The organism is Sediminibacterium sp. GW821-FHT12F12, assembly GCF_058806635.1.
The window spans coordinates 74,236-101,046 of the sequence record NZ_JBXAPW010000003.1 but is presented as its reverse complement, the minus strand read 5'-3'; the positions used below and the strand labels follow the sequence as shown (position 1 = coordinate 101,046).

At 45.5% G+C, this 26,811-nt stretch carries 24 protein-coding genes; 9 read left to right on the top strand and 15 right to left on the bottom strand.

Features of this window, described 5'->3' with window-relative positions:
- The first annotated feature begins 4 nt into the window (after positions 1–4).
- Both AC1RNB_RS05580 and AC1RNB_RS05575 read left to right on the top strand, forming a co-directional pair.
- On the top strand, positions 5–1,642 hold the full coding sequence (locus AC1RNB_RS05580) for a RagB/SusD family nutrient uptake outer membrane protein (protein ID WP_493081438.1): 1,638 nt from the start codon (positions 5–7) through the stop codon (positions 1,640–1,642).
- Between the two features lie 91 nt (positions 1,643–1,733).
- Complete coding sequence (locus AC1RNB_RS05575) at positions 1,734–2,441, top strand: hypothetical protein (protein ID WP_493081436.1); 708 nt, start codon at positions 1,734–1,736, stop codon at positions 2,439–2,441.
- A gap of 63 nt (positions 2,442–2,504) precedes the next feature.
- Here AC1RNB_RS05575 and AC1RNB_RS05570 read toward each other — a convergent pair whose 3' ends face one another.
- The 3 genes from AC1RNB_RS05570 to AC1RNB_RS05560 form a co-directional block, all read right to left on the bottom strand.
- Positions 2,505–4,058 carry an Rne/Rng family ribonuclease gene (locus AC1RNB_RS05570; RefSeq protein ID WP_493081434.1) on the bottom strand — a complete coding sequence of 518 codons (1,554 nt, stop codon included), beginning with the start codon at positions 4,056–4,058 and terminating at the stop codon, positions 2,505–2,507.
- A 328-nt stretch (positions 4,059–4,386) separates the two neighbouring features.
- On the bottom strand, positions 4,387–5,235 hold the full coding sequence (locus tag AC1RNB_RS05565; protein WP_493081432.1) for a tetratricopeptide repeat protein: 849 nt from the start codon (positions 5,233–5,235) through the stop codon (positions 4,387–4,389).
- 21 nt (positions 5,236–5,256) lie between these two features.
- Positions 5,257–5,547, bottom strand: coding sequence for an HU family DNA-binding protein (locus AC1RNB_RS05560; protein ID WP_490834541.1), 291 nt, complete (start codon positions 5,545–5,547; stop codon positions 5,257–5,259).
- A 223-nt stretch (positions 5,548–5,770) separates the two neighbouring features.
- Here AC1RNB_RS05560 and mutY point away from each other — a divergent pair, with 223 nt between their 5' ends.
- From mutY to AC1RNB_RS05525, 7 genes are all read left to right on the top strand, one after another.
- Entirely contained in the window at positions 5,771–6,844 is a 1,074-nt protein-coding gene (gene mutY, locus AC1RNB_RS05555) for an A/G-specific adenine glycosylase (protein ID WP_493081429.1), read from the top strand.
- Positions 6,845–6,959: 115 nt separating this feature from the next.
- Complete coding sequence (locus tag AC1RNB_RS05550; protein WP_493081427.1) at positions 6,960–7,391, top strand: single-stranded DNA-binding protein; 432 nt, start codon at positions 6,960–6,962, stop codon at positions 7,389–7,391.
- 90 nt (positions 7,392–7,481) lie between these two features.
- Positions 7,482–8,822: a gliding motility-associated protein GldE gene (gldE, locus tag AC1RNB_RS05545; RefSeq protein ID WP_493081425.1), complete on the top strand. Its 1,341-nt coding sequence runs from the start codon at positions 7,482–7,484 to the stop codon at positions 8,820–8,822.
- A complete protein-coding gene (gene gldD, locus AC1RNB_RS05540; protein WP_493081423.1) occupies positions 8,819–9,472 on the top strand; it encodes a gliding motility lipoprotein GldD in 654 nt (217 codons plus the stop codon). The genes gldE and gldD overlap by 4 nt, the downstream gene beginning before the upstream one ends.
- A 184-nt stretch (positions 9,473–9,656) precedes the next feature.
- Positions 9,657–10,256 (top strand): DUF3109 family protein, encoded by a 600-nt coding sequence (locus tag AC1RNB_RS05535; protein ID WP_493081422.1) that lies wholly within the window; start codon positions 9,657–9,659, stop codon positions 10,254–10,256.
- Between the two features lie 62 nt (positions 10,257–10,318).
- Positions 10,319–11,695: a LutB/LldF family L-lactate oxidation iron-sulfur protein gene (locus AC1RNB_RS05530; RefSeq protein ID WP_493081420.1), complete on the top strand. Its 1,377-nt coding sequence runs from the start codon at positions 10,319–10,321 to the stop codon at positions 11,693–11,695.
- A gap of 55 nt (positions 11,696–11,750) precedes the next feature.
- Entirely contained in the window at positions 11,751–13,037 is a 1,287-nt protein-coding gene (locus AC1RNB_RS05525) for a polysaccharide deacetylase family protein (RefSeq protein ID WP_493082065.1), read from the top strand.
- Positions 13,038–13,064: 27 nt separating this feature from the next.
- Here AC1RNB_RS05525 and AC1RNB_RS05520 read toward each other — a convergent pair whose 3' ends face one another.
- From AC1RNB_RS05520 to AC1RNB_RS05465, 12 genes are all read right to left on the bottom strand, one after another.
- Positions 13,065–13,991 carry a DMT family transporter gene (locus AC1RNB_RS05520; protein WP_493081419.1) on the bottom strand — a complete coding sequence of 309 codons (927 nt, stop codon included), beginning with the start codon at positions 13,989–13,991 and terminating at the stop codon, positions 13,065–13,067.
- A gap of 47 nt (positions 13,992–14,038) precedes the next feature.
- Complete coding sequence (gene purH / locus AC1RNB_RS05515; protein WP_493081418.1) at positions 14,039–15,532, bottom strand: bifunctional phosphoribosylaminoimidazolecarboxamide formyltransferase/IMP cyclohydrolase; 1,494 nt, start codon at positions 15,530–15,532, stop codon at positions 14,039–14,041.
- 52 nt (positions 15,533–15,584) lie between these two features.
- A complete protein-coding gene (locus tag AC1RNB_RS05510; protein WP_493081417.1) occupies positions 15,585–17,675 on the bottom strand; it encodes a ComEC/Rec2 family competence protein in 2,091 nt (696 codons plus the stop codon).
- Positions 17,676–17,756: 81 nt separating this feature from the next.
- Positions 17,757–19,112, bottom strand: a complete 1,356-nt coding sequence (locus AC1RNB_RS05505) for a carbamoyl phosphate synthase preATP-grasp domain-containing protein (protein ID WP_493081415.1) — start codon at positions 19,110–19,112, stop codon at positions 17,757–17,759.
- A gap of 4 nt (positions 19,113–19,116) precedes the next feature.
- Positions 19,117–19,338, bottom strand: coding sequence for a YgaP family membrane protein (locus tag AC1RNB_RS05500; protein ID WP_493081413.1), 222 nt, complete (start codon positions 19,336–19,338; stop codon positions 19,117–19,119).
- Between the two features lie 10 nt (positions 19,339–19,348).
- Positions 19,349–19,657 carry a hypothetical protein gene (locus tag AC1RNB_RS05495; RefSeq protein ID WP_493081411.1) on the bottom strand — a complete coding sequence of 103 codons (309 nt, stop codon included), beginning with the start codon at positions 19,655–19,657 and terminating at the stop codon, positions 19,349–19,351.
- Between the two features lie 11 nt (positions 19,658–19,668).
- A complete protein-coding gene (locus tag AC1RNB_RS05490) occupies positions 19,669–22,875 on the bottom strand; it encodes an efflux RND transporter permease subunit (RefSeq protein WP_493081409.1) in 3,207 nt (1,068 codons plus the stop codon).
- A 3-nt stretch (positions 22,876–22,878) separates the two neighbouring features.
- Complete coding sequence (locus AC1RNB_RS05485; RefSeq protein WP_493081407.1) at positions 22,879–23,988, bottom strand: efflux RND transporter periplasmic adaptor subunit; 1,110 nt, start codon at positions 23,986–23,988, stop codon at positions 22,879–22,881.
- A 21-nt stretch (positions 23,989–24,009) separates the two neighbouring features.
- Positions 24,010–25,347: a TolC family protein gene (locus AC1RNB_RS05480; RefSeq protein ID WP_493081405.1), complete on the bottom strand. Its 1,338-nt coding sequence runs from the start codon at positions 25,345–25,347 to the stop codon at positions 24,010–24,012.
- A 93-nt stretch (positions 25,348–25,440) separates the two neighbouring features.
- Positions 25,441–25,656: a hypothetical protein gene (locus tag AC1RNB_RS05475; RefSeq protein WP_493081404.1), complete on the bottom strand. Its 216-nt coding sequence runs from the start codon at positions 25,654–25,656 to the stop codon at positions 25,441–25,443.
- Positions 25,657–25,784: 128 nt separating this feature from the next.
- Positions 25,785–26,129, bottom strand: a complete 345-nt coding sequence (locus AC1RNB_RS05470; RefSeq protein WP_493081402.1) for a hypothetical protein — start codon at positions 26,127–26,129, stop codon at positions 25,785–25,787.
- Positions 26,130–26,142: 13 nt separating this feature from the next.
- Positions 26,143–26,721 carry an RNA polymerase sigma factor gene (locus tag AC1RNB_RS05465; protein WP_493081400.1) on the bottom strand — a complete coding sequence of 193 codons (579 nt, stop codon included), beginning with the start codon at positions 26,719–26,721 and terminating at the stop codon, positions 26,143–26,145.
- Positions 26,722–26,811: the final 90 nt, after the last annotated feature.

Sequence of the window (26,811 nt, the reverse complement as noted above, 5' to 3'; positions counted from 1 at the left end):
AAACATGAAGAACAATAAAATAATGATTGGGATACTTGGGGCTGCTTTAAGCATGACCGCTTGTAAGAAAGACCTGGATATTTCCAACACAAATCTGCCAACTCCGCAAAGTGCTCAGAATGAGACAGGCATACTTTCGCTGGCGCAAGGGGCTATTTACAGGAACGGTTTCTTTGATTTGAAATATTCTGATGGTGTATATGGCCGCTTTTGGGCTGGTACAACCGGTTTCCATGAAATGCTTGGAGATATTATTGGAGTAGAAGCTGCTAATGCGTATATCAATCAGCTTGGTTGCCCTAACAAAGTAACCCTCGATAATGGAACTGTGGTATTGAACCCCGGTACTCCGAGTACGCAGTATGCTTTACTGCGCTCAATTAATAAAAATTCACAACAAGGTGGTAACCCAACTTATTATGAATGGGCGTATATGTATAACATGATCACTGCTTCGAATGCAATATTAGACCTTGTATCAAAAACAACCTTTACCGGTGCTGGCGCCGCTACTAAAAAAGCAACCGTTCAGGCATGGGCTTATTTCTGGAAAGGTTATGCATACGGAAGGGTGGGCTCTATTTATTATGCCGGTCTGGTACAGAATGCTACCACCACAGAAGCCAGCACTAATGGTAACTATGTAACCAAAGAAGCCATTATTACCGAGTCTAACGCCAATTACGACAAAGCTATTGCGGCATTGGGTGCTGCTACGGCCACTACTGATTATTCCACTACACTGGGTAGTCTGCTTCCTTCTTTTGTTCAGAAGGGCAAGGGTGGTATTTTGACCACTGCTATGTGGGTACGTAACATCAACACCCTGAAAGCACGTAATATTCTCGTTAATACTACGAAAGCGGCCATGACCGCTACGCAATGGCAATCTATTCTTACGTTGGTAAACAATGGCATCACTGCTACAGACCTGATTTTTACAGGCCGTACAGATGCCAACGGTGACTTTCTGGGTACTACCATTGCTGATAAAGTACAATCAACCGGTAGTGCTACCGGTACTTACAAACTCAGCGAGCGTTGGGTACAGGAGTTCAGAGCGGGTGATAAGCGAAAAGACAATAACGTGCGCACTTTGCCCAACGTAGGTGTATTTAACACCGACCGTGGTAATGCATTTAACACACGATATAGTTTAACCAATGGTGGAAGTGGATTGGCAGGCGTAGTAACTTATGCCAATACTACTGCAGGTGCTAACGAAATCACACTCTGTGGTACTTATGAAGAAAATGAGTTGATGAAAGCAGAAGCGCTGATCCAGACAGGACAGATTGATCTGGGTGTTCAATCCATTGATAGAGTAAGAACTTATCAGGGTGCAGGTCTCGCAGCCATCGGTGCAGGTTTAACACAGGCAGCTGCCTATGAAGAACTGAGGAGAGAAAGAAGAATTGCCCTGGCCTTTAAAGGACTTTCTTTCTATGATGCCCGTCGCTGGGAGATCATTGCCCCGGATAAATCACGTACCGGATGTAACCATATTTCGGCGGCAGGTACCTTAAGTACCAATGCTACCATCGTGTATGGCTTCCTGGATTATTGGGATGTTCCGGATAATGAACTGGCCTATAATCCGCCTGCAGCGGGTTCAGCACCAGTGGTTAATCCCAAACAGTAATTTCCTGCTACTATATTTTAACAATCAAGGCCCTGCAAAGGGTCTTGATTGTTTTAGAGAAGGTTGTAACTTACTACTTCAATCAAATAACATGCATTCCTATTTCAGCCGTTGTATCATCGCTTTCTTTTTATCCAACAGTATAGCGGCACAGGGTAATGGTGTGGTGGTAGGAGGAAAATGGCCCAGCCAGATCTTTATCAGTGATGTAAACGGCAGGCCTTTTGAAAGCCGTTTTGCAGATGTAGATGGCACACCTTATCTGCATGCTGCGTATAAATATGCAGATATCACACTGAAGCAGGGACGGAAATTTGTAAAAGTCAAGGCCAAACTCAACCTGGTAACACAGGAAACGATTTTTGAATCGGCAAACGGGGTAGAAGGATATATGGAAGCTGGTATGGTAAAAGAACTCAGTTATCTGGATACCACGGAAAAGGGTATTGTATCGTACAAGTTTCAAACCGGATTTCCGGCGGTTGATAAACAGACTGACTGGCATTTTTACCAGCTACTGGCAGAAGGGAAGTGCGGATTATTGAAATCGATTGTCAAAAAAGTAGTGGAAAGAAAAAATGAACTGTCGGGTGAAGTAGCCAAAGAGTTTGAAACCAGCGAAAATTTCTACCTGTATGTGAATGGAGAAATGCGGAGATTCAAAAAAGATAAAGAATTTGTACTCGCAGCGATGGCTGATAAACTGACGGCAGTTTATCAGTTTATTGCGGATAATAAGACCAGTTTTAAAAATATGGATCAGGTAGTACGTCTGATTGAATACTATAATTCACTCTGAGCAAAATATCAGGCATAAAAAAACTCAGGTTCAACAACCTGAGTTTTTTTTATGCCTGTAAGATCAGAATTTGATCTCCTCTTCGTGTTCGTTAAAGAATTTGAATTCGATCAGGTGATAATTTGTATTGGACTGTGCCTTCAGGTTGGTTTTGTATTTACGCTTCCATTTTTTGATGATGGAAGTGAAAAAACCTTTGGTGAGATAAGAATACACGATCGGGTGTACCACCAGTGTCAGGTTCTTGTGTGCATGGGTGATGAGGTAATGCAGGCGTTTTTCGATCTCATCTTCCAGTAATAAGGTAGAGCTGATTTTGCCGGTACCATTACAGGCCGGACAATTCTCCGAAGTATTGATATTTACTTCCGGACGCATACGCTGGCGCGTAACCTGCAATAAACCGAATTTAGAGATGGGTAATACAGAGTGTTTGGCGCGGTCAGATTTCATGTACCCTTCCATCGCTTCCTGCACTTTGCGTTTATTATCGGGCAGTTTCATGTCAATGAAATCTATCACAATAATACCGCCAAGATCTCTGAGGCGTAACTGCCGGGCAATTTCTTCTGCTGCTTCCAGGTTGGTTTCCAGCGCATTGTCTTCCTGGTTATTGCTCACGCTTTTATAGCCGCTGTTCACATCAATTACATGCAGGGCTTCTGTATGTTCTATAATGAGGTAAGCTCCACTGGGCAGGTTCACTGTTTTGCCGAAAGAAGATTTTACCTGTTTGGTAACACCATACTGATCAAAAATGGGTAATCCGTTATTCTGGTACAGCGTAACAATATCTGTTTTATCAGGCGCAATGCGCTGGATATAACTCTGGGTTACGCCAAACAGGTTTTTATCATTCACCACCACCCGGTTAAAGTCGGCACTCAGCAGATCGCGTAAAATGCTGGTGGTTTTATTCTCTTCGCTCAGGATCCTCACAGGGGCTACGGCGCCTTTGAGATTGGTTTTGATGGTTTTCCAGGTTTCTTCCAGTGCCAGCAGGTCCTGGTGCAGTTCTGCTGTGCTTTTACCTTCCGCTGCTGTTCTCACAATTACACCAAAATTTTTTGGGCGGATGGCTTCAACAATCTTATGCAGGCGTTTTCTTTCTTCCGAAGAATGTATTTTTTTGGAAACCGCTACGATCTCGTTAAAAGGAGTGAGTACAACAAACCTTCCCGGCAGGGATAATTCGCAACTGAGTCGGGGGCCTTTGGCTGCTATCGGTTCTTTTAAGATCTGTACCAGTACATGTGGTTTGCCATTCAGTACTTCGTTGATTTTACCTGTTTTAACGATCTCAGGTTCAGAATGGAATTTAGCGAAATCAAAGCCATTGGGTTCTTTGTCGTTCATGGCCAGTTGTGTAAACTTCAGGATAGAACGTACATAGGGGCTCAGGTCTGTATAATGCAGAAAAGCATCTTTCTCAAATCCCACGTCTACGAATGCGGCATTCAGTCCCGGTATCAGTTTCTTTACTTTACCAAGATACAAATCGCCTACGGCAAAACTGGCATTGGTGATCTCATTGTGGAGCTCAACCAGTTTCTTGTCCTCCAGGAATGCGATTTCAACACCTGTAGGGCCAGCATTTATAATTAATTCTTTGTTCACAAAATAGCAACTTTTACATACAAAATAACGGCCGGTATGCGGCAGGGCAAAACACACTTATATCCGTATCGCTCGTCACCTGATCAGGAAGGAAAAGGAAAAGTTGCAGCGTAGAAAGGTAGTGACGATATCCTGGAAAGTGCTAAAAACAGTCACGCCCATGGGCGTGACTGTTTTCTATAAAGGTCAGAAGCAAGAATTATTTATTCTTCTTCTTATGACGATTCTTTCTTAAACGTTTTTTACGTTTGTGAGTCGCAATTTTATGACGCTTTCTCTTCTTACCACAAGGCATACACTTAGTAATTTTGTTAGTTAATGAATAAATTTATTTTTTCAATTCGGTGATCCTTTTATCGAGTTCCTGTTGTGCTTCAGGTATTTTCACCAGTTTTTTTACGGCTTCATACCATTTCACGGCACTTGTTTTATCTCCTTTGGCTTCGTAGCATTCGGCAAGGTTAAAAAGGGCTTCTATGTTTTCGGGTTGTTTCTGAACAACGATAGTAAACCTTTCGATGGCTTTGTCGAACTGCCCACTTTTCTTTCCTCCCATACCCAATACCATCTGGGCATATATGTTACCCGGATCTTTCTGGGCAATTTCACGAACCGGTAAAATACCTTCCATGGGGTTGTCAGAAATATTGCCGAACAGGTAACAGGCGCCGATCCCGATTTTGCTGGAATCGTTAGCCGGATTAATCACAAGGGCTTTCTCTAAAAGAACTTTTGCATTGCTGGCCAGCCATGTTTGCATGGTAGCCTGCCCCTCCGTCATCAGGTTATCTAAAAACAGATGGGCGGCAAAGGTGAGGCTTTTTTCAGAATTTTCCAACTTAGCTGCTTCTGCTGTATAATAAGCATAGGGCTCGAAGATCCGGGCCGAGTCGCGCCAGAAGCGCGCCAGCTGGTGATATACATGTAATTGCTGCTCTTTTACATCGCCGCGAACAACGGAGTTTTCCAGTTTCAAGAGGCGTTGGCTCTGGGCAGGACTGATCTTTTCCTTGGCTTTGGTCAGGATCTCCTCAAACTTAATTGGTTGATGTTCAGCGTGTTGTTCTCCCGTGGCAGCGGGAGAAGGTTGTTTTGGGGGGATTGTTTTACCGAAAAAAAATAGTAAAACAAATAAGACTACACCACTTCCGATTAGTAAATACTGCTGTTTTTTCACTCCTGATTACTTTCCGCAAAGTTAGTCAGGCTTTCGTTTGCTTTTAACTTCGCTAACAAATTCTTTCGCGGGCTTGAAAGCAGGAATATAATGTTCCGGAATTTCCACGGCAACATTCTTCTTGATGTTACGCCCGATTTTGGCCGCCCGCTTCTTGGTAATAAAACTACCAAAGCCACGGATGTAGATGTTCTGGCCATTGGAAAGACTTTCTTTTACTTCCTTGAACATCGTTTCAAGGGTTACCAATACATCCACTTTAGGGATGCCGGTTTTGTCTGAGATCTGGTTGATGAGATCTGATTTTCGCATTTTTAAATGGTTTTAAGTAGGTACAAGGGATTAAAATAAGCTAAAAAAAACGAATAATGCAAGAAAGATAGCGTAAATATTATAGACGTTACTTATTGATAGATAAATGGTTCAATCCGGGTGACCAATGGCGGTTTTAACATATATAAATATTTGTGTTATTTAATTTGGAACCAACTGTTCACGGCTTTGTTGTATTAAAGCCTATTTTCGGACCCCATCTATGGAAAAAAGATTTACCCATACACTTTTACACTGGCATAAACGTCATAATACCCGGGAAATGCCCTGGAAAGGAGAGAAAGATCCGTATAAAATCTGGCTCAGTGAAGTGATGCTGCAGCAAACCCGCGTGGCACAGGGCTGGCAGTATTATAATAATTTTATCACTAAATATCCCACTATCCGCCAGCTGGCCAAAGCGCCCGATCAGGAAGTATTTAAGTTATGGGAAGGGTTGGGATATTATAACCGCTGTAAAAACCTGCTCTTCACTGCCCGCCAGATCGTTGCGGAGCGAAAAGGTGTTTTCCCGGATCAATATGAAGATATCCTGGCGTTAAAGGGAGTAGGTCCTTACACCGCAGCCGCTATTGCTTCTTTTGCTTATAACCAGCCTTATGCCGTGTTGGATGGAAATGTGTTCCGGGTACTCTCCCGTTTTTTCGGCATCGCGGAAGCCATAGACTCAGCCAAGGGCAAGATCCTCTTTACCCAGATAGCCGAAAAAGTGCTGGCCCGCAAAGAAGCCGGCATCTATAACCAAGCCATCATGGATTTTGGGGCCACGGTTTGTAAACCTTTTGCGCCAACCTGTACCAGTTGTTCATTGCAGCCCTATTGCAAAGCCTATGAACAGGGAACTGTGAACCGCTTGCCCATTAAAGAGAAAACATTACAGCGAAAGAACCGCTGGTTCTATTATTTTCTTTTCAGTTACAAAGGGAAACTACTGGTGAACCAGCGCCTGAACCCTGATATCTGGCAGAACCTGTTTGAATTTTACCTGCTCGAAACGGAGGAACAGGTAAAATGGGATGAAAATTCTGTGCACCAGTGGCTGAAAGACCAGATCGGTATCCGCAAAGCGGATATCAAACAGATTTCGCCTTTGCAGAAACAGGAGTTAACGCACCAGCAGATCAAAGGCCAGTTTATCCGGGTGGAACTGGAAACGCTGCCGCATTTTTTAGAGAACTATCGCTGGGAAACACCCAAAAACCTGCAGAAACTGGCTTTCCCTAAATTTATTACAGGGTACCTGGAAAAATCTTTTTTGCAAAAGGATCTTTTTTAAACCCATACAGGCAAAACTGTCGCATTTGTGAAATTTTACCTGCCGTTTCTTTTGTTCCTTAAAAAAAGTTATTTTTAAGAGAGATTCAACCTGCGACGAACTTAAAACCTATCCCATGAGAGGCGTTAATCGAGTAATGTTGATTGGTAATCTGGGGAAAGACCCGGATGTTCAGCACCTGGAAGGCAATATCGCGGTAGCAAAATTTCCGCTGGCTACCACCGAAACCTATAAAGACCGGTCGGGTAAACTGGTATCACAAACAGAATGGCATACCGTGGTATTGTGGCGCGGACTGGCAGAACTGGCGCAGAAATACCTGCACAAGGGTAGTTTGATCTATGTGGAGGGCCGGTTGCGTACCCGCAGCTGGGAAGACAAGGATGGTAATAAGAAATTTGCCACAGAAGTGGTGGGCGATAACCTGATTATGCTGGATAAGAGAGGCGAAGGGCATGGTGCACATGGTGGCCATGATTCGCTGGAAGGATATCCGGGAGATGAGATACCACCTATGACGGACCCGGGGGAAAGTTTACCTTTCTGATCAAACCCGTAAAAACAATACTTTTGGAAAACAGAAAGCAAGTGCCGTAGTACTGCCTGCTATACTGATCGTTCACTAAAAAAACAAACTTTGGATCACCACCCGGTTCTTCCCCTTTTCTCACATCCTGTTTTACTGGCGGCCATACAGGCACAGGGCACTACTGTACTGGTGATGGTTTTATTACTGCTGCTCTTTCTTTCATTTGTACTTTCCGGTTCGGAAGTGGCTTTTTTCTCCCTTACCTATAAGGACATCAATAACCTGAAATCGAAACAGCAACCCGCCTACAAACGCATTGTAGACCTGCTCGAGGAGCCCAAAGTATTATTGGCCTCGCTGCTGATTGCCAACAGTTTTATCAATATCTCCATCATCATCATCTCTAACCTGCTCATCGATAACATGTTCAACTTTGAACAGTTTGATGCCGTTTGGGTCGAGTTCCTGATCAAAGTGATTGCGGTTACTTTTATACTGGTGTTGTTTGGAGAAGTGATGCCCAAAGTACTGGCTACACAGAACAATGTACGTTTTGCCAAAGATTTTGGCGGTATTGTACAGGCGGTTTCCTATGCCTGTGCCGGACTGAGCAAACGGCTGGTAAAATATTCAGATATCATAGAACGTAAGCTGACCAACCGACCAGGTGGCGCATACAGTCTGGAGGAACTGGATCATGCCATTGACCTTACCACACAGAACACGGCATCAGAAAACGAGAAAAATATCCTGAAGGGGATCGTCAAATTCGGGAATATTACGGTGAAACAGATCATGAAAACAAGGGTGGATGTACATGGCATTGATCATTCGGTCAGTTTTGGAGAACTGATTGCTACAGCAAGAGATCTGAATTACAGTCGGTTACCTGTGTACAAAGAAGACCTGGACAATGTGCTGGGTATGATACACACGAAAGACCTGATTGCTTACCTGAACGAGTCGGATGAATTTGACTGGCACCCGCTGATGCGACAGCCTTATTTTGTACACGAGCAGAAATTTATTGAAGATCTTTTAAAAGAGTTCCAGTCCAAAAGAATCCATTTTGCCGTAGTGGTAGATGAGTTTGGCGGAACAAGTGGTATCGTAACACTGGAAGATATTCTGGAAGAAGTGATCGGTGAGATCAAAGATGAATTTGATGAAGAGGAAACCAGTTATAAAAAACTGGATGAGTACAATTATATTTTTGAAGGCAGAACCATGATCAACGATGTATGTAAGATCATGGACCTGCCTACGGATACTTTTGATTCGGTAAAAGGAGAGAGCGATTCGGTAGCAGGACTGGTGCTGGAACTGGCGGGAGAGATTCCGCAGCCTGCCAAGGTATTGCAGACCGGTGATTTTGAATTTACCGTACTGGAAGTAGAAAGGAACCGGATACAGAAAGTAAAAGTTACGATTAAGCCACAATTAGCATGATGAGGAAAATAGTTGCAAGTAGCTGTGTAATGGTTGCCGGTTTGTATCAAAGAAGCCGTTTTTCGTTGGTGATAGTTTTAATGGTGGTCGGCGCAGGTATCATGATTTTGTCCTGCAACAGCACATTTACTCCCAAACCCAAAGGGTATTATAGGATCAACTTCCCCGAAAAAAAATACCGGGTATTTGACCAGCCGGGTTATCCTTATTCGTTTGAGTATCCTGTATATGCCAATGTAGTAAAAGACAGCACTTTTTTCGGAGAAACTACGGAGAACCCCTGGTGGATCAATGTTGATTTTCCGCAGTTCAACGGCAGGATTTATGTGAGCTATAAAGAGATAGGCCGGAATAATTTTGATACCCTGATAAAACACAGTTTTGCCCTAACGGGGAAACATACGTCCAAAGCTTATTCTATCGATGATACGCTGATTGCTACACCCAATGGGGTGCATGGGATCTTTTTTACGGTAGGAGGTGATGTGGCAACGGCTAACCAGTTTTTTGTAACCGATTCGACCCGTCATTTTCTGCGGGGAGCCCTGTATTTTGATGCTACCCCCAATGCAGACTCACTGGGCATTGTGAACCGGTTTTTGCTGGAGGATATGAAACACCTGATCCAGACTTTTCAGTGGCGTAAGTAAACAATTCCAAAACAAGGCCACCCTGAAAAGGGCGGCCGTAAGGCAAACAAAGTACACCCTGCCGGTGACCTGTTTGTTATATAACGCCCATACTGCCAACGGGTTACTTTTAAATTGTTAATTATTTGGGTCATAACCACGGTGTGGGCTGCCAGAATGGGATTATCTTTGGCTAAATCAATCAGTGAACCGGATAATGATAGCCATCGATAATAAACTCGTCAGTGACGAGATACTGGAAGAGCAGTTTGTATGTGACCTCACTAAATGCAAGGGCGGTTGCTGTGAAGATGGTGATGCCGGTGCACCCATGGAGAAATGGGAGCTGGAAAAGCTGAAGACCTATTATGAAATGATAAAACCCTATATGACGGCGGAGGGGATCAAAGAAGTAGAGAAGCAGGGGAAATATATTTACGATAAGGAATTTGGTTGGGTAACACCTACGATCAACGGGTCTATCTGTGTATATGGCTACCGCGATAAACAGGGGGTGATCAAATGCGGTATAGAACAAGCGTATAATGAAGGCAAGCTGGACTGGAAAAAACCGATCAGCTGTCATCTCTTCCCGATCAGGATACAGAAAAGTAAACGGGATCCGGATATAGAATATGTAAACTACGAACCCAGAGAAGATTTATGTGCAGCAGCCTGTACTCTCGGTAAAAAACTGAAAGTGCCGGTATATGTATTTCTGAAAGATTCACTGATCAGGAAATACGGCGAGGAATTTTATGCGGCATTGGAAGCAGCGGCAACACATCTGGACAAAAACCGTTGAGCAACTGTTCTGATTGACAGGCGTAAATAAATTCATACGGCAGTAGCGAAATATACATCATCATGAAAGATACGGCAGCATCCTTCATTGCCAAGAGTACCATTAAGGCGGCCGACCTGGAACACAGGCGGAAAATCAATTTTAATATTGGCAAGTACAATGCCGTGGTTCCACAAGGCAAACAGCAATTTGGTAACCATGTGATGGATGCGCGCGAACAGGCCAAAAACCGTAAATGGGATGCGATTGAACACCTTGACCGCTACCTGCTGGAATTTGAGAAGAAGATCACGGCCAGGGGCGCCAAAGTGATCTGGGCAGAAAATACCGCTGAAGCCACTGAAGCTATCGGAAAGATCTGCCGCGAGAAACAGTGCAAAACACTGGTGAAGAGTAAGAGTATGGTAACCGAAGAGATTCACCTGAATGACTATCTCGAATCGATTGGTATAGAAAGTGTGGAAACAGATCTGGGCGAATATATACAGCAATTAGACGGGGAGCCTCCTTATCATATTGTAACACCTGCCATGCATAAAAGCAAGGAAGATGTAGCGCGTTTGTTTGCAGAAAAACTTGGAACACCCGCCGGTTTATCGCCCGAGGAACTGACATTGGTAGCACGAAAAATTCTGCGCGAAAAATATGTGCAGGCTGAAGTAGGTGTTACCGGCGCCAACTTTATTGTTGCTGATGTAGGCGGAATAGCTGTTACCGAAAATGAAGGTAATGCCCGCTTAAGCTGTGCCTGGCCCAAAACACATATTGTGGTGGTAGGGATTGAAAAAGTGATCCCCTCTATCAACGATCTGGCCTTGTTCTGGCCTTTACTGTCTACCTATGGCACGGGGCAGAAAATTACGGTCTACAATACTATTGTATCAGGTCCCAGACAACCCAATGAATCAGATGGTCCGGAAGAAATGTATGTGATACTGCTGGACAATGGTCGAACCAACCTGCTGGCACATCCCACTTCGCGCGAAGCTTTGTACTGTATCCGTTGCGGGGCCTGTTTGAATGCCTGTCCGGTGTATAAGAATATTGGTGGTCATGCTTATGAAACTACCTATAGTGGTCCGATTGGTAAAGTGATCACACCCTATCTCAGGGGAATGGAAGAATACAAACACCTCAGTTATGCTTCTTCCTTATGCGGTAACTGTACAGAAGTATGTCCGGTAAGGATTAATCTGCATGAGTTGTTGCTCGATAACCGGCATGAAGCAGTGGTGCTGGGTTCAAGTTCGCTGGCTGAGCGGCTTGCCTGGAAAATGTGGAAGACGGCCAGTTTGAGCAGGGGCATGATGAATATGGGTACCGGTAAGATGAAGAATTGGGTGGTGAATAAAGTATTCAAAGGCTGGACAACCCACCGGAGTGATCTGGATTTCAGTGGTAAGACCTTTAATGAAATGTGGAAAGAGAAACACCGGTAATTACAAACAAGTAAATAATTAGCAGTCATTGGAATCTCCGGGTGTTGATACGTTAGTGGTGTACACGCCGCGGATGACTGCGCGGTTGGCCTATATCATTCAAACAGTTTTGCCCGGTGTAACAGTAACAGATTCCAAAGAACAGATCGTGGAATGCGGAAAGTATTGCCTCAATTACTCAGATGAAATAATCGCTGGTAGTTTCCGGATCCTTCCTCATGGTTTGCTATCAGAGTCGGGAATTAAAGTACAACATTTACAGATTTCTCAGTGGGAAGAACTACCCGTTTTTTTTCAAACAGATGGAGACATTCCCTTTGATTTTTTTTCGGCTGTTTTTTATCTGCTCTCCCGATACGAAGAATACCTGCCGCATACCCTTGACCAATACGGCCGCTATTCGCATATCAACAGCCTTGCCTATAAAGAAGGTTTTTTAAAACAACCGTTGGTAAATCTCTGGCTGAAGAAACTATCATATACCCTACAGCAATTCACTCACGACTCACGACTCACGACTCACGATGCACGATTCACTTTCATCCCCACGTACGATATTGACGAAGCGTTCAGCTACCTCCACAAACCCTTATGGAAAAATGTACTCGGCTTTTACCGAGATCTGCTGCAGGGAAAGTTTGAGCAGGTGATAGAAAGAGGAAATGTATACAGCGGAAGGAAACAAGATCCGTATGACACGTTTGACTGGACCCATACGCTACATGAGAAGTTTGGATTACAACCCATTTATTTTTTGCTTACTATTCTGAAAAGAGGCGTTTACGATAAAAATTTGTCCGCACATTCAAAAGCCTTACAGCAGTTGTATCGCGGGTTGGCTGTAAAAAATACAATTGGTTTACATCCTTCCTGGCAAAGTGGAACAGAGGAGAGATTATTGGAAGAGGAGAAATCGTTTCTGCAAAAAATAATACAGCAACCCGTAACCATTTCCCGAAATCATTACCTGCGGTTCAACCTGCCGGACACTTATCGGCGGCTGATTACGTCGGGTATGACTGATGAGTATTCTATGGCATACGGTGGCGTTAACGGATTCAGGGCATCTTACTGTTTGCCTTTTTACTGGTACGACCTGGAACAGGAAACAACGACCACCCTGCGAATCCATCCCTTTTGTTTCATGGAAGCCAGTTCTTTTTTTAACCAGGGCTATACCGCTGAACAGGCTGCTGAAGAAATTCAATACTATCATGATATCGTGAAAGAAGTGAATGGTGAGTTCATCACGCTGTTTCACAATCATTTTTTAACGGAGCAGCCGCAATGGAAGGAGTGGCGGGAAATGTATGAAGCGTTTCTGTTGAAAAATTTCGGATAATGCACTGGTTCGGCTAACGATCATACATCACATTGCATCCGCATCGGTAGTTTGGGTAAGGATTTCTTTCTGTTTGCGGAGACTTTGGTTTACGAGGTAAACACCTACTAACGTAATCAGTGACCCTATGATGATGCTGAGGGTGATCTTTTCATTCATCACCAGTGAACCCACATATATGGCAACGATGGGGTTGATATATGCGTACAAAGAGGCTACGGCAGGCTGCAGATGTTTCATTGAATAAATAAAAGCAGCGAAAGTAATGAGGTTACTGGCTACCACGAGGTAAGCAATAGCACCCCAGGTTTCATGCGGTATTTGGGATAGCGGAATATGGTCACCTGAAACAAGCAGCATGATAAAAAGGATTACTGCACTGATCAGCATCTGCCAGCCGGTGGCGTTGTAGGCATTCATTTTTATTTTAGTGCGGGAAAGTACGATGGTTCCTACGCTCCAGCTCAACATGGCCAGTACCGATAGAATGATGCCCCAAGCATACCCTTCTGTGTAGTTATGAAAGGCATTATCGTAAAACACAATAGCAATACCCCCAATACCCAGAAACAGTCCGGCGAAAGTTCCCAGGGTAATCTTTGTGTTTTTATAAAAAATTCTTTCAATAATGACCACGCATAATGGATAGAGTGCCGAAATCAATGCCCCCATACCACTGGGTACATATTTTAAGGCAACGGTTGCGATGCCATTGGCGGAGATGAACAACAGTACCGCCATCAGTGTTAACCAGCGCAGTTCTTTCCAGCTGGGAATCTTCTGTCCCCGGATAAGGAAAAATGCTACCAGCACCACACCCGCAATTAATTGCCGGATGGCGGCCACTTCCAGTCCGGGTACTTTCTGCACGCCAATCTTACTGGCGATCCAGCTGGTGCCCCAGATAATGCTGGTAAGTGTTAAAGCGATATAGGCTTTTTGTTTGGTGGTCATACCCGCCGTCCCATAAGCACTTCCCCCGCGGGAGAAGTGCTGTTGTTTTAGTGTTTGAAGTGACGCATACCGGTCATTACCATGGCAAGGCCGTTGGTAACGCAGTATTCAATGCTGTCTTTGTCTCTGACTGATCCGCCCGGCTGTATAAATGCTTCCATGCCGGCTGCATGTGCGATCTGCACACAATCGTTAAAAGGGAAGAATGCATCGGATGCCAATACCGCACCCTTGAGATCGAAATTGAATTGTTTGGCTTTATCAATGGCCTGGCGCAGCGAATCGATGCGGCTGGTTTGTCCGCAACCTTTTCCTACCAGTTGTTTGTTCTTGATCAAGGCGATGGCATTACTCTTCAGGTGTTTGCAAACGAGGTTGCCGAATAGCAGGTCTTCTTTTTCGGCTGCTGTGGTTTCTCTGCCACCTACTTCTTCCCATTTGCTGTAATTGCCGATGTCTGCACCCTGTTCCAGTGTTCCGTTGAGTAAGGATTTGGAAGGGGTTTTGAGTTTTGCAGTATTGGCTGTAAGCTGGAGCAGTATCCTGTTCTTTTTGCTTTTCAATACTTCCAGTGCGTCTGCATCAAATGCCGGTGCGATCAGTACTTCGAAGAAGATCTCATTGATGGCATCAGCAGTGGCTTTGTCAATGGGTTGGTTACATACCAGTACACCACCAAATGCACTTTCCGGATCGCCGGCCAGCGCAGCGTCCCAGCTCTGTTTTACGGTAGCTCTTTCTGCAATACCGCAAACATTGGTGTGTTTAATGATCCCGAACACAGCCTGCTGGGTGCTGGTAAATTCCTGGATCAGCTGTACCGCAGCATCCACATCTACCAGGTTGTTATAAGAAAGTTCTTTTCCGTTCAGCTGTGTGAACAGTTCGGCGAGGTTGCCATGGAATACGGCCGATTGGTGCGGGTTCTCTCCATAGCGCAATACCTGTTGCATACCGGGATTGAAATAGTTGCTGATGGCAATATCGTAATGCATCACCACTTCAAAAGCTTTGGCGGCATAAGCTTTCCGCTGTTCAATAGTAGTTTCACCTTTTTGGTCGATCAGTAATTTCTCCAGGGATGCATAATCGTCTTTGGCAGCAATCACTACCAGGTCGCGGAAGTTTTTGGCTGCTGCGCGGATCATGGATGGTCCACCGATATCAATTTTTTCGATGATGAGTTTTTCTTCTGTGGTGGTACGCAGGGTTTCTTCGAAAGGGTATAGATCAACAATCACGAGGTCGATCTCGGGAATGTTATATTCTTTCATCTCTGCCAGGTCCTGTGCTTCATATCTTCTGCCCAGGATGCCGCCGAAAATAGCAGGATGCAGTGTTTTTACCCTGCCTCCGAGGATGGATGGGTAGGTGGTCAGACTTTCAACGGGTACACAGGTAACACCGAGATCTTCCAGAAATTTCTGGGTGCCGCCGGTGGAGTAGATGGTGATTCCCAGTTCCTGTAATTTTTTGGCAATGGGTTCCAGTCCGTCTTTGTAAAAAACGGAAATGAGGGCAGATTGAATTTTCTTTTGCATGTTGCTGTGTTTAACCCGCGGGGGTTGGTTGAAATAAAGAACGGCGCGTTCGTCAGAGATCCACTTCAAAAGCACCCTGCTCAGAAATGGTATGGTGCCGCAAATGTAGGCTGTCCGCGTCTTTTTTCCAGTACTGTATTTTCCACAATGGATTGCTGCTGTCGAATATATATTGTGCACAAATAAATCTTTGGGTCAACTGACTGAGGTGCAGGCGGGGATTGCTACTGAGGATAATAATGTCTACGGGGATTTTTTCAGTTGGCAGAGGACCAGTTAACGGCCGATCAACCACCAACACGGTTTTCCGGCTGCCCGCAATGATGTTTCCGGAAATCTGGGTATGTTTAAGCTGATCAGGGTTGGAAATACCAAAGAAAAGCCGGGCTGGAGCCAGGTGATAATTGGCCAGGCTGGTTTTATCCTGCAGTTGTGGGCTACCCCGGAATAAAAAGTTCCGTCCTTCTATGATATCCATGGCCTGCATCCGGGGAATATTGTATACAACCAGTTTATGCTGTTGCTTTTGTTCTATAACTGAGATGGCGCGCATACAATATATGCCTCCGAAAGCAGCCAGTGCCCCTATCAATGCCATTGGTTTTTTGGTGCTGATCCATAAGGCAAAACCGATCAGTACACCATACAGCAGGAGCGCCTGTGCCAGGCTGAAGGCAATATTACCGGTAACGGCAAAAGGAAGGCGATGGGTATTCTCGATTACCTGGTTCAGTTGGTGGATGAGAAAGGTGATGATTTTACCTGTGAATTCATTTACGAAAATGAACTTATGCACCAGCAACAACAATAACTCGCCGTATAAGATCAGGCCTGATAAAGGCACTGCTATAAAATTGGTAAAGAGAAATAAATTGGGAAACTGGTGAAAATAATAGAGCACTACAGGTAAAGTGAGTATCTGTGCCGCCAGGGTTACTGCATTGAGTTGCCAGAGTTTTCTCAGCAGGGGATTTTCGAGGTAGATGCTGCGGTAAATAGGCTGCCTAAAAATTACAATACTGGTAACGGCTGTGTACGATAACTGAAACCCAACATCCCAGAGAAAATAGGGATTGTAGATAAGCAAACAGAATGCCGAAGCGGCCAGGGTATTCAGGATCTGCGTTCGCCTGCCAAGACTTTCGCCGATGATGATGAAGGAAAACATGACCACTGATCGTAAGATGGAGGGGGCCATGCCTGCGAGATAACTGAATCCCCATAAAACCAATAGCAGGATCGCTGGCCGGATGATACGGATTACTTTGTATTTGCGGAAGGGTTTCAGCAAAACTAACAATAACCCATAGATCATACCCAGGTGTAAACCGCTGATGGCGATGATATGCACCACACCGGTATTACTGTAGGCCTGCACCAGGTCTTTATCAAGGTCTTCGCGATAGCCGATCAGCAATGCCTCTGCCACACCCTGTTCTTTTTCCCCGGGGATCCGTTTGCGGAGGATGGTAAGCAGTTTTGTTTGGGTACGGATCAAAGCGTTGGTGAAGGAGGAAAGTCCTTTTGTAGCAAGCAACCTGTATTCTCCATCCTGCAGAAACACCTGGTGACGAATACCCTGAAAAGCGCAGTATAACCGGTAGTCAAAGGCCCCCGGGTTGCCGCTGTTGGTGATGGGTTGCAGTTTTTTCTTTATCAGCAGCTGTGAGCCATAGGTAATGCCAGATGGCAGATTATTTTTTCTGAAATAGAGTAACAGGTTTCCCTGCACAGGTAACCAACCTTTCTGTGTATGTACCCATTCTACTTTTGCCAGTGCTTTGTAAGAATTGGTTTTGGTAACAGGTGTCTCTTGCAGCGTTACCAGGATGCCGGTGGTTTGTTGCAACTGATGACCCACCCAGTTGGGTTGGTGCCGGAGATCCTGCAGCCAGGTTCGGGAAACACCGAGACAGATTAGCAGCAGGTTGAATAACAGGCCGGTGATCCATCTCAGCCGGTATTGTGAAGCCAACGACAAAAACCGAAACAGCAAAAGCAATCCTAAGGCAACCAGACCGGTGATGCAAAGAATTGCAAAGGGTACAACCAGGTAGCGGCCAAGCAGGATGCCGGGGATCAACGGAATCAATAGTCGTACAAAAGGGGCGGAGCGCCAGTATTTTTTCCCATATCGCCGCATGGCTAAACCTAATCAAAACAGCCGGTCTTTGCAGAACCGGCTGTTTAATCAGGTATAAATACGCGGTATAAGTATCCTGGTTTATTTACTTAGGTTCATACTTCTTTCCTTGTACAAGGTACGGAAGTAAGGATCCCGCAGGTCTTTGATGAAGCGGATGGCTTCGCCGGTACTCTTCATTTCGGGACCGAGTTCTTTGTTTACGCCGGGGAATTTTTCGAAACTGAAAACAGGTTCCTTGATGGCGTAACCCTCTAGTTTTTTCTCCATGGTAAAGTCGGTCAGTTTGGCTGCGCCGATCATTACTTTGGTGGCAATATTGAGATAAGGGATCTGGTAAGCTTTGGCAATGAACGGTGTGGTACGGGAAGCCCTTGGATTGGCTTCGATCACATATACCTTATCGTTTTTGATGGCAAACTGGATATTGATCAGACCTTTGATCTTCAGCGCTCGGGCGATCTTCTCGGAATAATATTCCATGGTTTCCACGATCAATGGTGTAAGATTAAATGACGGCAGAACCGCATTACTATCGCCGCTGTGAATACCGGCAGGTTCAATATGTTCCATCACACCCATCACATGAAAATTCTCGCCGTCAAAAATGGCATCTACTTCTGCTTCCTGGCAACGATCGAGAAAATGATCGATCAGAATTTTATTGCCGGGTAAATGTTTCAGCAGGCTGATAACGGCTTTCTCTACATCTTCATCATTGATCACGATCCGCATGCGCTGTCCACCAATTACATAACTCGGTCTTACCAGTACAGGATAACCCACCCGGTTTGCAACGGCAATAGCTTCGTCGGCATTCAGGGCGGTGCCATATTCAGGGTAAGGGATATTAAGTTCTTTCAACAGATCACTGAAACGGCCACGGTCTTCTGCGATATCCATATCTTCAAAAGCAGTACCAATGATCTTAATGCCGTTCTCGTGCAAACGTTTGGCCAGCTTTAAGGCAGTTTGTCCGCCCAGCTGTACAATGACACCCTCCGGTTTCTCCAGTTCAATAATTTCCCAGAGATGCTCCCAGTAAACGGGCTCGAAATAGAGCTTATCTGCCATATCAAAATCCGTTGATACGGTTTCGGGGTTACAGTTCACCATAATGGACTCGTAACCACACTCTTTAATGGCCAGTAAGCCATGTACACAACAGTAGTCAAACTCAATACCCTGACCTATTCTGTTAGGACCACTGCCCAAAACAATGATCTTTTTCTTTTGCGACGGGATTGATTCGTTGGAGTTTAATGTAGGGTTCATTTCTGCGAGGAATTGCGCAAAATTAGGGGTACGGGCGTATTTCGGACGTTTTTTTTTGAAATAAAGCCGGAAATCCAGTGCCATCAGGGCTTTCAGCGAATAGCCGGGCCGCAGATGACACAGATTTACACGGATTCTGGGGTCGGGGGGGTACCCCTTCAACAGACTAACAACAGTTTGTATTATTCTTACCTGCTATATTATCTTCTTTCACACCGGCTTTCACCAGAATGATCTCCAACGGACAGAAACGGGTAAAAGATGACTGCAGCAGGTTAACACCCACAAATACCGCCAGCCATAACCACTGAATATTTACATAAAATGCCAGTACTACACTGATCAATACAAATGTGCCGGCAACTGCGCGAACGATTCTTTCTTTCATGAGGGTAGGTTTAATGTGATGATTGTTGAACATTTAACGTAAAAGCCCGGAGCGGAAACTCATCGGCCAGTTTTTCGTTGTATTCTTTCACCAGTTCCATGGCCCGGCTGGCCAGTTCTGTACTGGTAAACGAAAACAGGAGAATCGAATCGAACTGGGCATCTCCGGCACCGAACCAGTCGTCGAGCAGGTTATGGCTGTTGCCGTCTTTGAAGCCCTGGATATCAGTGGCACTGAAAATATGAATACCTGCTTTTTTTAACAAGGCCGCGGCCTGGTCGCTGTATTCTTTTAAGGCGGTGATAATGAATAGTTGCATAAGGGTTGATTTTATTTGGTTGTACCACGCATCATTTTATAATAGAGCAGTGGCACTACCAACAGTGTCAGGAATGTAGATGTAATGGTTCCTCCCATCAGCGAGATGGCCAGTCCCTGAAAGATCGGATCGAACAGGATGATGATGGCACCCAGTGCTACGGCACCGGCTGTTAAGAGGATGGGGGTGGTTCTTACCGCACCGGCTTCAATGATGGCTTGTTTTAAAGGGATGCCTTCCCGTAAACGGATATTAATGAAGTCGATCAGCAATATCGAATTTCGGACCATCACGCCTGCCAGGGCAATAAAACCGATCATAGAAGTAGCCGTAAAATAGGCACCCATTACCCAGTGACCCAGCAGGATGCCGATCAATGAAAGTGGTATGGCCGCCAGCATCACCAACGGAACGGTGAAATTCTGGAACCAGCCTACGATCAATACATAAATGATGATGATCACTGCTGCGAATGCGATACCGAGATCTCTGAATACCTCATACGTGATCTGCCACTCGCCATCCCATTTCAGTGTATACACATCCTGGTTCTCCGGTTGATGGGTGTATTCTTCTGCAAGCGTTGTATACCCAGCGGGTAATTTGATATTCTTCAGACTGTCGGAGATCTGCGAGATAGCATAAAACGGACTTTCCAGTTTACCTGCCATATCGGCCATCACATACACTACTTCTTTCTGGTTTTTGCGGTAGATGCTTTTGTCTTTGGTGGCTGTTTGTACATTCACCACATCGCGCAATGCTATCATATTGCCCTGCATACCGGTTACTTGCAGGTCCAGTAATTGATTCATACTTCCTTTGTCTGCATCTGTTACCTGCAAACGGATAGGTACCTGGTTAAAAGCGTTGGGCAGGTTCAGATTACCGGATGGCATGCCTGATAATGCTGCCTGCACGGTGGCTGTAACCTGTGCGGTGGCTACCCCATTGCGCATCGCTTTTTCTTTGTCAACGGTAACGCGGTATTCGTGCTGATCGTCTTCTACCATCCAGTCTACATCTACCACATCAGTTGTGGTTTGCATCATCTGTTTGATCTGCTTCGCGATAGCGATCTGCTGTTCGTAATCCGGACCATATACTTCTGCTACCAGTGTGGAGAGAACCGGAGGTCCTGGTGGTACTTCCACGATCTTTACGTTGGCGTTATACTTAGCAGCAATCTGCTGAATAGGGCCGCGCATGGCTTTGGCAATATCGTGGCTTTGTTCGCTGCGTGCTGTTTTATCTACCAGGTTCACCTGGATGTCGGCTACGTTTTCGCCTCTTCTTACATCGTAGTGACGCACCAGTCCGTTAAAACTGATCGGTGCCGATGTTCCCACATACCCTTCATAATTTTTTACCATCGGTTGCGCCGAAATGTAACTGGAGATATCTGCAGCCACCGCCTGTGTTTTCTCCAGCGTGGTTCCTTCCGGCATATCGATCACTACCTGGAACTCATTTTTGTTATCGAAGGGCAGCATTTTAACGGCTACGGATTTGGTATAAAACAATACCATCGATCCCAACAGTACTACAATCGTGCCCAGGATAAAGGCCCATCTTTTCCAGCGTGTTTCCAGCATGGGTTGAATAAAAGCGTAATAGATTTTATAGATGCGGCTTTCTTCCAGTTTTTCTCCGTGATGATCTTCTTGTGTTACCCCTTTCTTTTCTTTCTCACGCAGAAAAATATAGCCGAGATACGGTGTTAAGGTTAATGCCACGATCAAGGATAATAACATGGCGATAGAAGCACCGATGGGCATTGGGCTCATATAGGGTCCCATCAATCCAGATACAAATGCCATTGGCAACACGGCCGCTACTACGGTAAATGTGGCCAGTATGGTTGGATTACCTACTTCGTTGATCGCATAAATGGCAGCCTGTAATGGTGGTAGTTTACGCATTTTGAAGTGACGGTGCATGTTCTCTGCAATGATGATAGAATCATCCACTACAATACCCGTGATGAATACCAGCGCAAACAGGGTGATCCTGTTCAAAGTGTAATCCATCATATAATAACTGAACAGGGTAAGTGCGAAGGTGACGGGTACGGATAAGAATACGACCAGTCCACCGCGCCATCCCATGGCCAGCATCACAAATAAAGTTACTACCACAATCGAGATAAAGAGGTGGAACAGCAGTTCCGATACTTTATGCGAAGCGGTATCACCATAGTTTCTTGTTTCGCTTACCTGCACATCTGAAGGGATCAGGTTTTGTTGCAGGTTTGCTACCTTGGCTTTGATGGCTGTAGCCAACTGCATGGCATCAGCTCCTTTTTTCTTGCCAATGGCGAGCGTAACGGCAGGATAAGAAGCACTATATTTTTTATAACCGGCCGTATCTGCTTTTCCTGCACCATAAAAAACATACTGGGCAGGGGTAGAAGGGGCTTCCGATACTTTGGCTACCTGGTTCAGGTATACAGGCTGACCGCCTTTCATGCCTACTACCAGTTTAGCCACATCTTCTGCGCTGTTTAAAAAGTCGCCGGTCTGCACAGAAAAAGCGGCATCATTCTGTAACAGGGTGCCTGCATCGCTCTGTGTATTGCCTGCCTGAATGGCTTTGCTGATGGTGAGGAAATCCACTCCCTGTAAAGCCATCAGTGATTTATCGAGTACTACTTTTACTTCGCGGTTTCTGCCACCGGTGATAGAGATATCTGCTACATCAGGTACTTTCTTTAATTCGTTGGAAAGTTCCTGGCCGAGTAATTTCAAACGGTAGTCATCATAATTCTCTCCCCATAAAGTGAGTGCCATTACCGGCACATCATCAATGGCACGTGTTTTAATGAGAGGCAGGGTGGTGCCCTGTGGCATGGCATCCATATGTTTCATCAGCTCGCTGTAGAGTTTTACGAGTGAGCGTTCCACATCTTCGCCCACATAAAACTGAACAATGAGCATGGCCTGACCTTTCATAGAGGTAGAGTACACATACTCTACGCCTTTGATATTGGAGATAAATTTCTCCAGTGGAGCGGCTACCTTGGTTTCCACTTCTTTGGGTGTGGCACCGGGGTAACCGATAAAGATATCTGCCATCGGTACCTGGATCTGCGGTTCCTCTTCACGGGGCATCAGGAAAGTACTGTATGCACCGATGGCGAGGAAAGCGAACATCAGCAGGATGGTCAGCTTTGATTGTAAAAATGCTTTGGCTATATTACCTGAGAGTCCTTTTTCCATAGTTTATTTTTTGATGGTTACCGGTGCACCATTGTATAATCTGCCTTCGGCAGAGAGAATAAATGTTTCGTTGGCAGCTAGGCCAGACAATACTTCTACCTGATCGCCGCTGGTAGTACCCAAACGTACCCAACGCAGTAAAGCTGTGTTCTGAGAACTGATGGTGTACAGGCCGGTAAGCTGGTCGCGGGTGATAATGGCTTTGGTGGGGACCAGTATTTTACCGGATTCTTTTGTGGTAGCTGCGGTTGTTCCTTTTACCGGAATACGCAGATGCACATACATGCCTGCATAGAGTTGTTTGGCTTCAGAAGCAGGAACAGAAATCTTAATGATGTATTGTCCGCCGGTAAATTGTGAAGAAGGGTTTACCTGTATCACTTTACCGGTGATGGTTTTATTCGCTGATTCGATAGACATGTTGACCGCATCTCCCAGTTTTACAGATGCGATCTGGTTTTCCGGAATAGATGCGCTTACCTGCAGATTACCGGATTGCTCTAATGTAAGTACCGGCATGCCGGGGTTGGCCATACTGCCGGCATCGGCCATTTTCTGGGTAATAATGCCTGCAAAAGGTGCAGTTACAATGGTATAAGTCAGTTGGGCACTTACTTCGTTGCGCATTTGTCTGGCTGCATCTGCACTGGCTTTAGCCGACTGGAACTGCAGGGTTACCTGATCCAGTTCTTTGGCAGACGCGCTTTGCTGTTTGTACAGGGCCGTATATCTGTCAAGATCTTTTTGTGCGGCACGCTGTGCGGCTTCAGCCTGGGCAATCATAGCATCGGTCTGTGCTCTTTTGGCGGTGATATCGTTGCTGTTAACTGTGAACAATAACTGGCCGGCATTAACCCGATCGCCTACTTTTACTTTCATCTGGGTGATATAACCCATTACACGGGTACTGATATTTACTGACTGAGAGGCTTCTACCTGTCCGCTGGCTTCAAGTACGCCGGCATTGATACTTGTTCCGCCTGCTGTAGCTGTTTGAACAACCACCGGTGCTTCTGTTTTGGCGGCTGTTTCGGTTTTATCGCCGGAGCAGGCTGCCAGTGAGAATACTGCCGTAGCGGCGAGTAAGATGAGAGGAAATCTGTTAACTATCATAGCAATGTATTTGCGGGTTAATTATTTGGATGTGGTTAAAAATTGTAAATACGTAAGGGTACTTTTCTGCATAAACAGTGCCTGTGCCAGCAACATTTTTTGCTGTGCCAGTTGGCTCTGTGCCATTAAAACATCGGTTGTGTTTACCAGTCCCTGACTATACCGGTTGCGGATAATTCTGAGTGCTTCTTCTGCCTGTTCTGCAGCAGTGGTCTGCTGACTGATGCGGAAGCGGGTATCATCCAGCTGGCGTTTGGTTTTGCGGATTTCAACAGTACCCTGTTGCAGTTGCTCCTGCAGTTGTTCCTGCAGTTTTGTTTTTTCGAGCGTTTGTGTAGCAGCTTTGTTTTTGGCCTGGTTGCCTTTAAAAATATCCCAGGATAACTGGATGCCGGCGAAATAGGCATTGGCTCCAAAGCCGAACAATTTTTGATCGTTCAGCTGGTAATTACCAAATGCATTTAACCGGGGTAACATGGATTTTTGTGTGCTTTTGATAGCGAGATCGTAGGCAGAGAGGGCGGTATTCATGGCTTTGATATCAGCACGTGCGCTTGAAACGCTGTCTGTAAATCCGGCCGCAACGGGCAGTACAACCGTTTGTGTGGTATATACCTGACCGGTGGCCGTGTTCATCAGCTGACTAAGCTGATCAGAAATATTGCTGATCTGGGAATTGGCTTCTGCCAGGTTGGTCTCAACCGTTTTTACCTGTACTTCTACCTGCAGCAGATCTGATTTCTGCAGTAATCCCTGCTGGTAACGGTCATTGGTAAAACGATAGATCTCGCGAACAGTTGTAAGTGCCTCCTGCAAAACCTTTACGGCTTCGTACGCAAATTCCAGTTGCAGGTAACTATTGGTAACCTGCAGGGTAATGGTTTCTTTGGTTCGTTGGGTTTTGAAAGCGTACACTTCCGCTTCTTTTAAAGCAGCTTTCCGCAGATAGTTCATATCCGCGTTAAAAATGGGCTGCTGTACACTCAATTGGGTCATTACATTAGAAGTGGCGCCGGGGTGATTGAGTGTAGCGGGATTAAAATCGCTGGACTGCACCTGTGACTGCTGTAACTTAAAGCCAAACGCATTCAGGGGTTGGTTTGTGGTAAAACCTGTGTAGGAGAGGTTTACCTGCGGCAGCCAGATGGCTTCTGTTTGTTTGAATTGGGAAAGGGAGATTTTCTCAGCGGTTCTGGCTAATCCAATCTGTCTGTTCTGCTCTTGTGCCATACGGATGGCATCGTTGAGTAACAGCGGTTTGGTATGCTGCTGGGCTGTAACAGCCAGCGCAGAAAATACCATTGAAACAGAGAGAACCAGCGTGCGTAGAAAATAAGAACGACGGCTTTTATATATCATATGCTTCTTTTGAGGAAGCAAAAGTACCAGCCGAAAAAGAGCGGGATTGTAACATAAGTCACATATCCCCAGCGGGAGTATTACTGGAAATCCTTAGTCCAGTAACTCTTCGCAATAATACCCGGCATCCTGTAACGAGCTTTCAACAGCACGGGCAGAAAGTTGTTGGGCTTCTATACGTAGAATGTTGTCGCAGTCGTGCATGTCTACATTCCAGCGGTGTATACCGGGCAGGTTTTGCAGAACCGGTCTGGCCTGGTTAACCAGTTCGGGGTTGTGCAGATTGGTTTTGAAGATGAGGATATCCATGGGTTTTGGTCCCCGGTCGGAACGCTGCAGCGGTCTGACCGGTATTTTTGGTTGATGTAGATGATATGATCTATGTTCGGATTAAACTGATAATGCCGCTCTAATCCTGTACGCACCGTTCTGGCCGCTTAAGCGTCCTGACCGGTGCCGGTGCCCCACATGCGGCAGCGGTTGCGCCATTCCTGTTTGATCTTTTCTCTTTCTTCGGGGGTCATGCCCTGCCATTTTTCTTTCATCTCATTTTTCCAATGACCTCCCTTACCGCCACAGCGGCCTGAAAATCCACCAAAGAGAATTTTACTCAGTAACAGCAGCCCCAGTGCCTGCCAGAAGCTGATGAGTGACACGCCGCTGATTACAACGGCCAGTATCTGGTTCCATAATAACATAACAACATAACCCAGCGCCCCGGCAATGGCGAGCGCCAGTAAGGTAAAGCCGATAATTTTTTTGATCCAGAATTGCTTATTCATGGTGATTCGTTTTTTATTTATGTAAGAGCTCATCCCGCAAACTGCCGAGTCTTTCTCTCAAATGCAGTACCGCATAGCGTTTACGGCTGAGTAAAGTATTAATGGTTTCGCCACTTTGTTCGGCAATGGTTTTAAAGGGTACGCCTTCTATCTCATTCAGGATAAATACCTCCCTCTGCGCCGGGGGCAGTTCATTCAATGCATTGTGCAGGGCTTCCCAGAAAAGATTACGGAGATAATCGGTTTCAGGGTTATTGCGCTCGTCAAAAAACAGATCCGTCCAGTTAAACATGGATTCATCATCTGCTTCGGTATAGAGATCTTCCAGTAATTCGGGTTTGTGTTTGCGTTGCCTGTCGGTGATCTTGTTGCGGGTAACCGTAAACAGCCAGGCAGTCAACTGCTCAATGGGTTTGGTATTACCGATGAACTGGTAAAATACATCCTGCAGAATATCTTCCGCATCTGCCTCATTACTAACCCGTTTGCGTATAAAGCCCATCAGCCGGTGGCTGTAGGTATTGATTACCTCTGTAATGGTATTCCGTCGGGCTTCGGCCATAGGGGCAGGTATCGTCAATGCCTTTGTCATGTCTAAAAGGGTAGACGGGCAGGGCAAGGTAATATTTTAGGCGGGAAAAGATTTTTTTAGCCTCCGGGAACACCGAATATCGAACGCCGA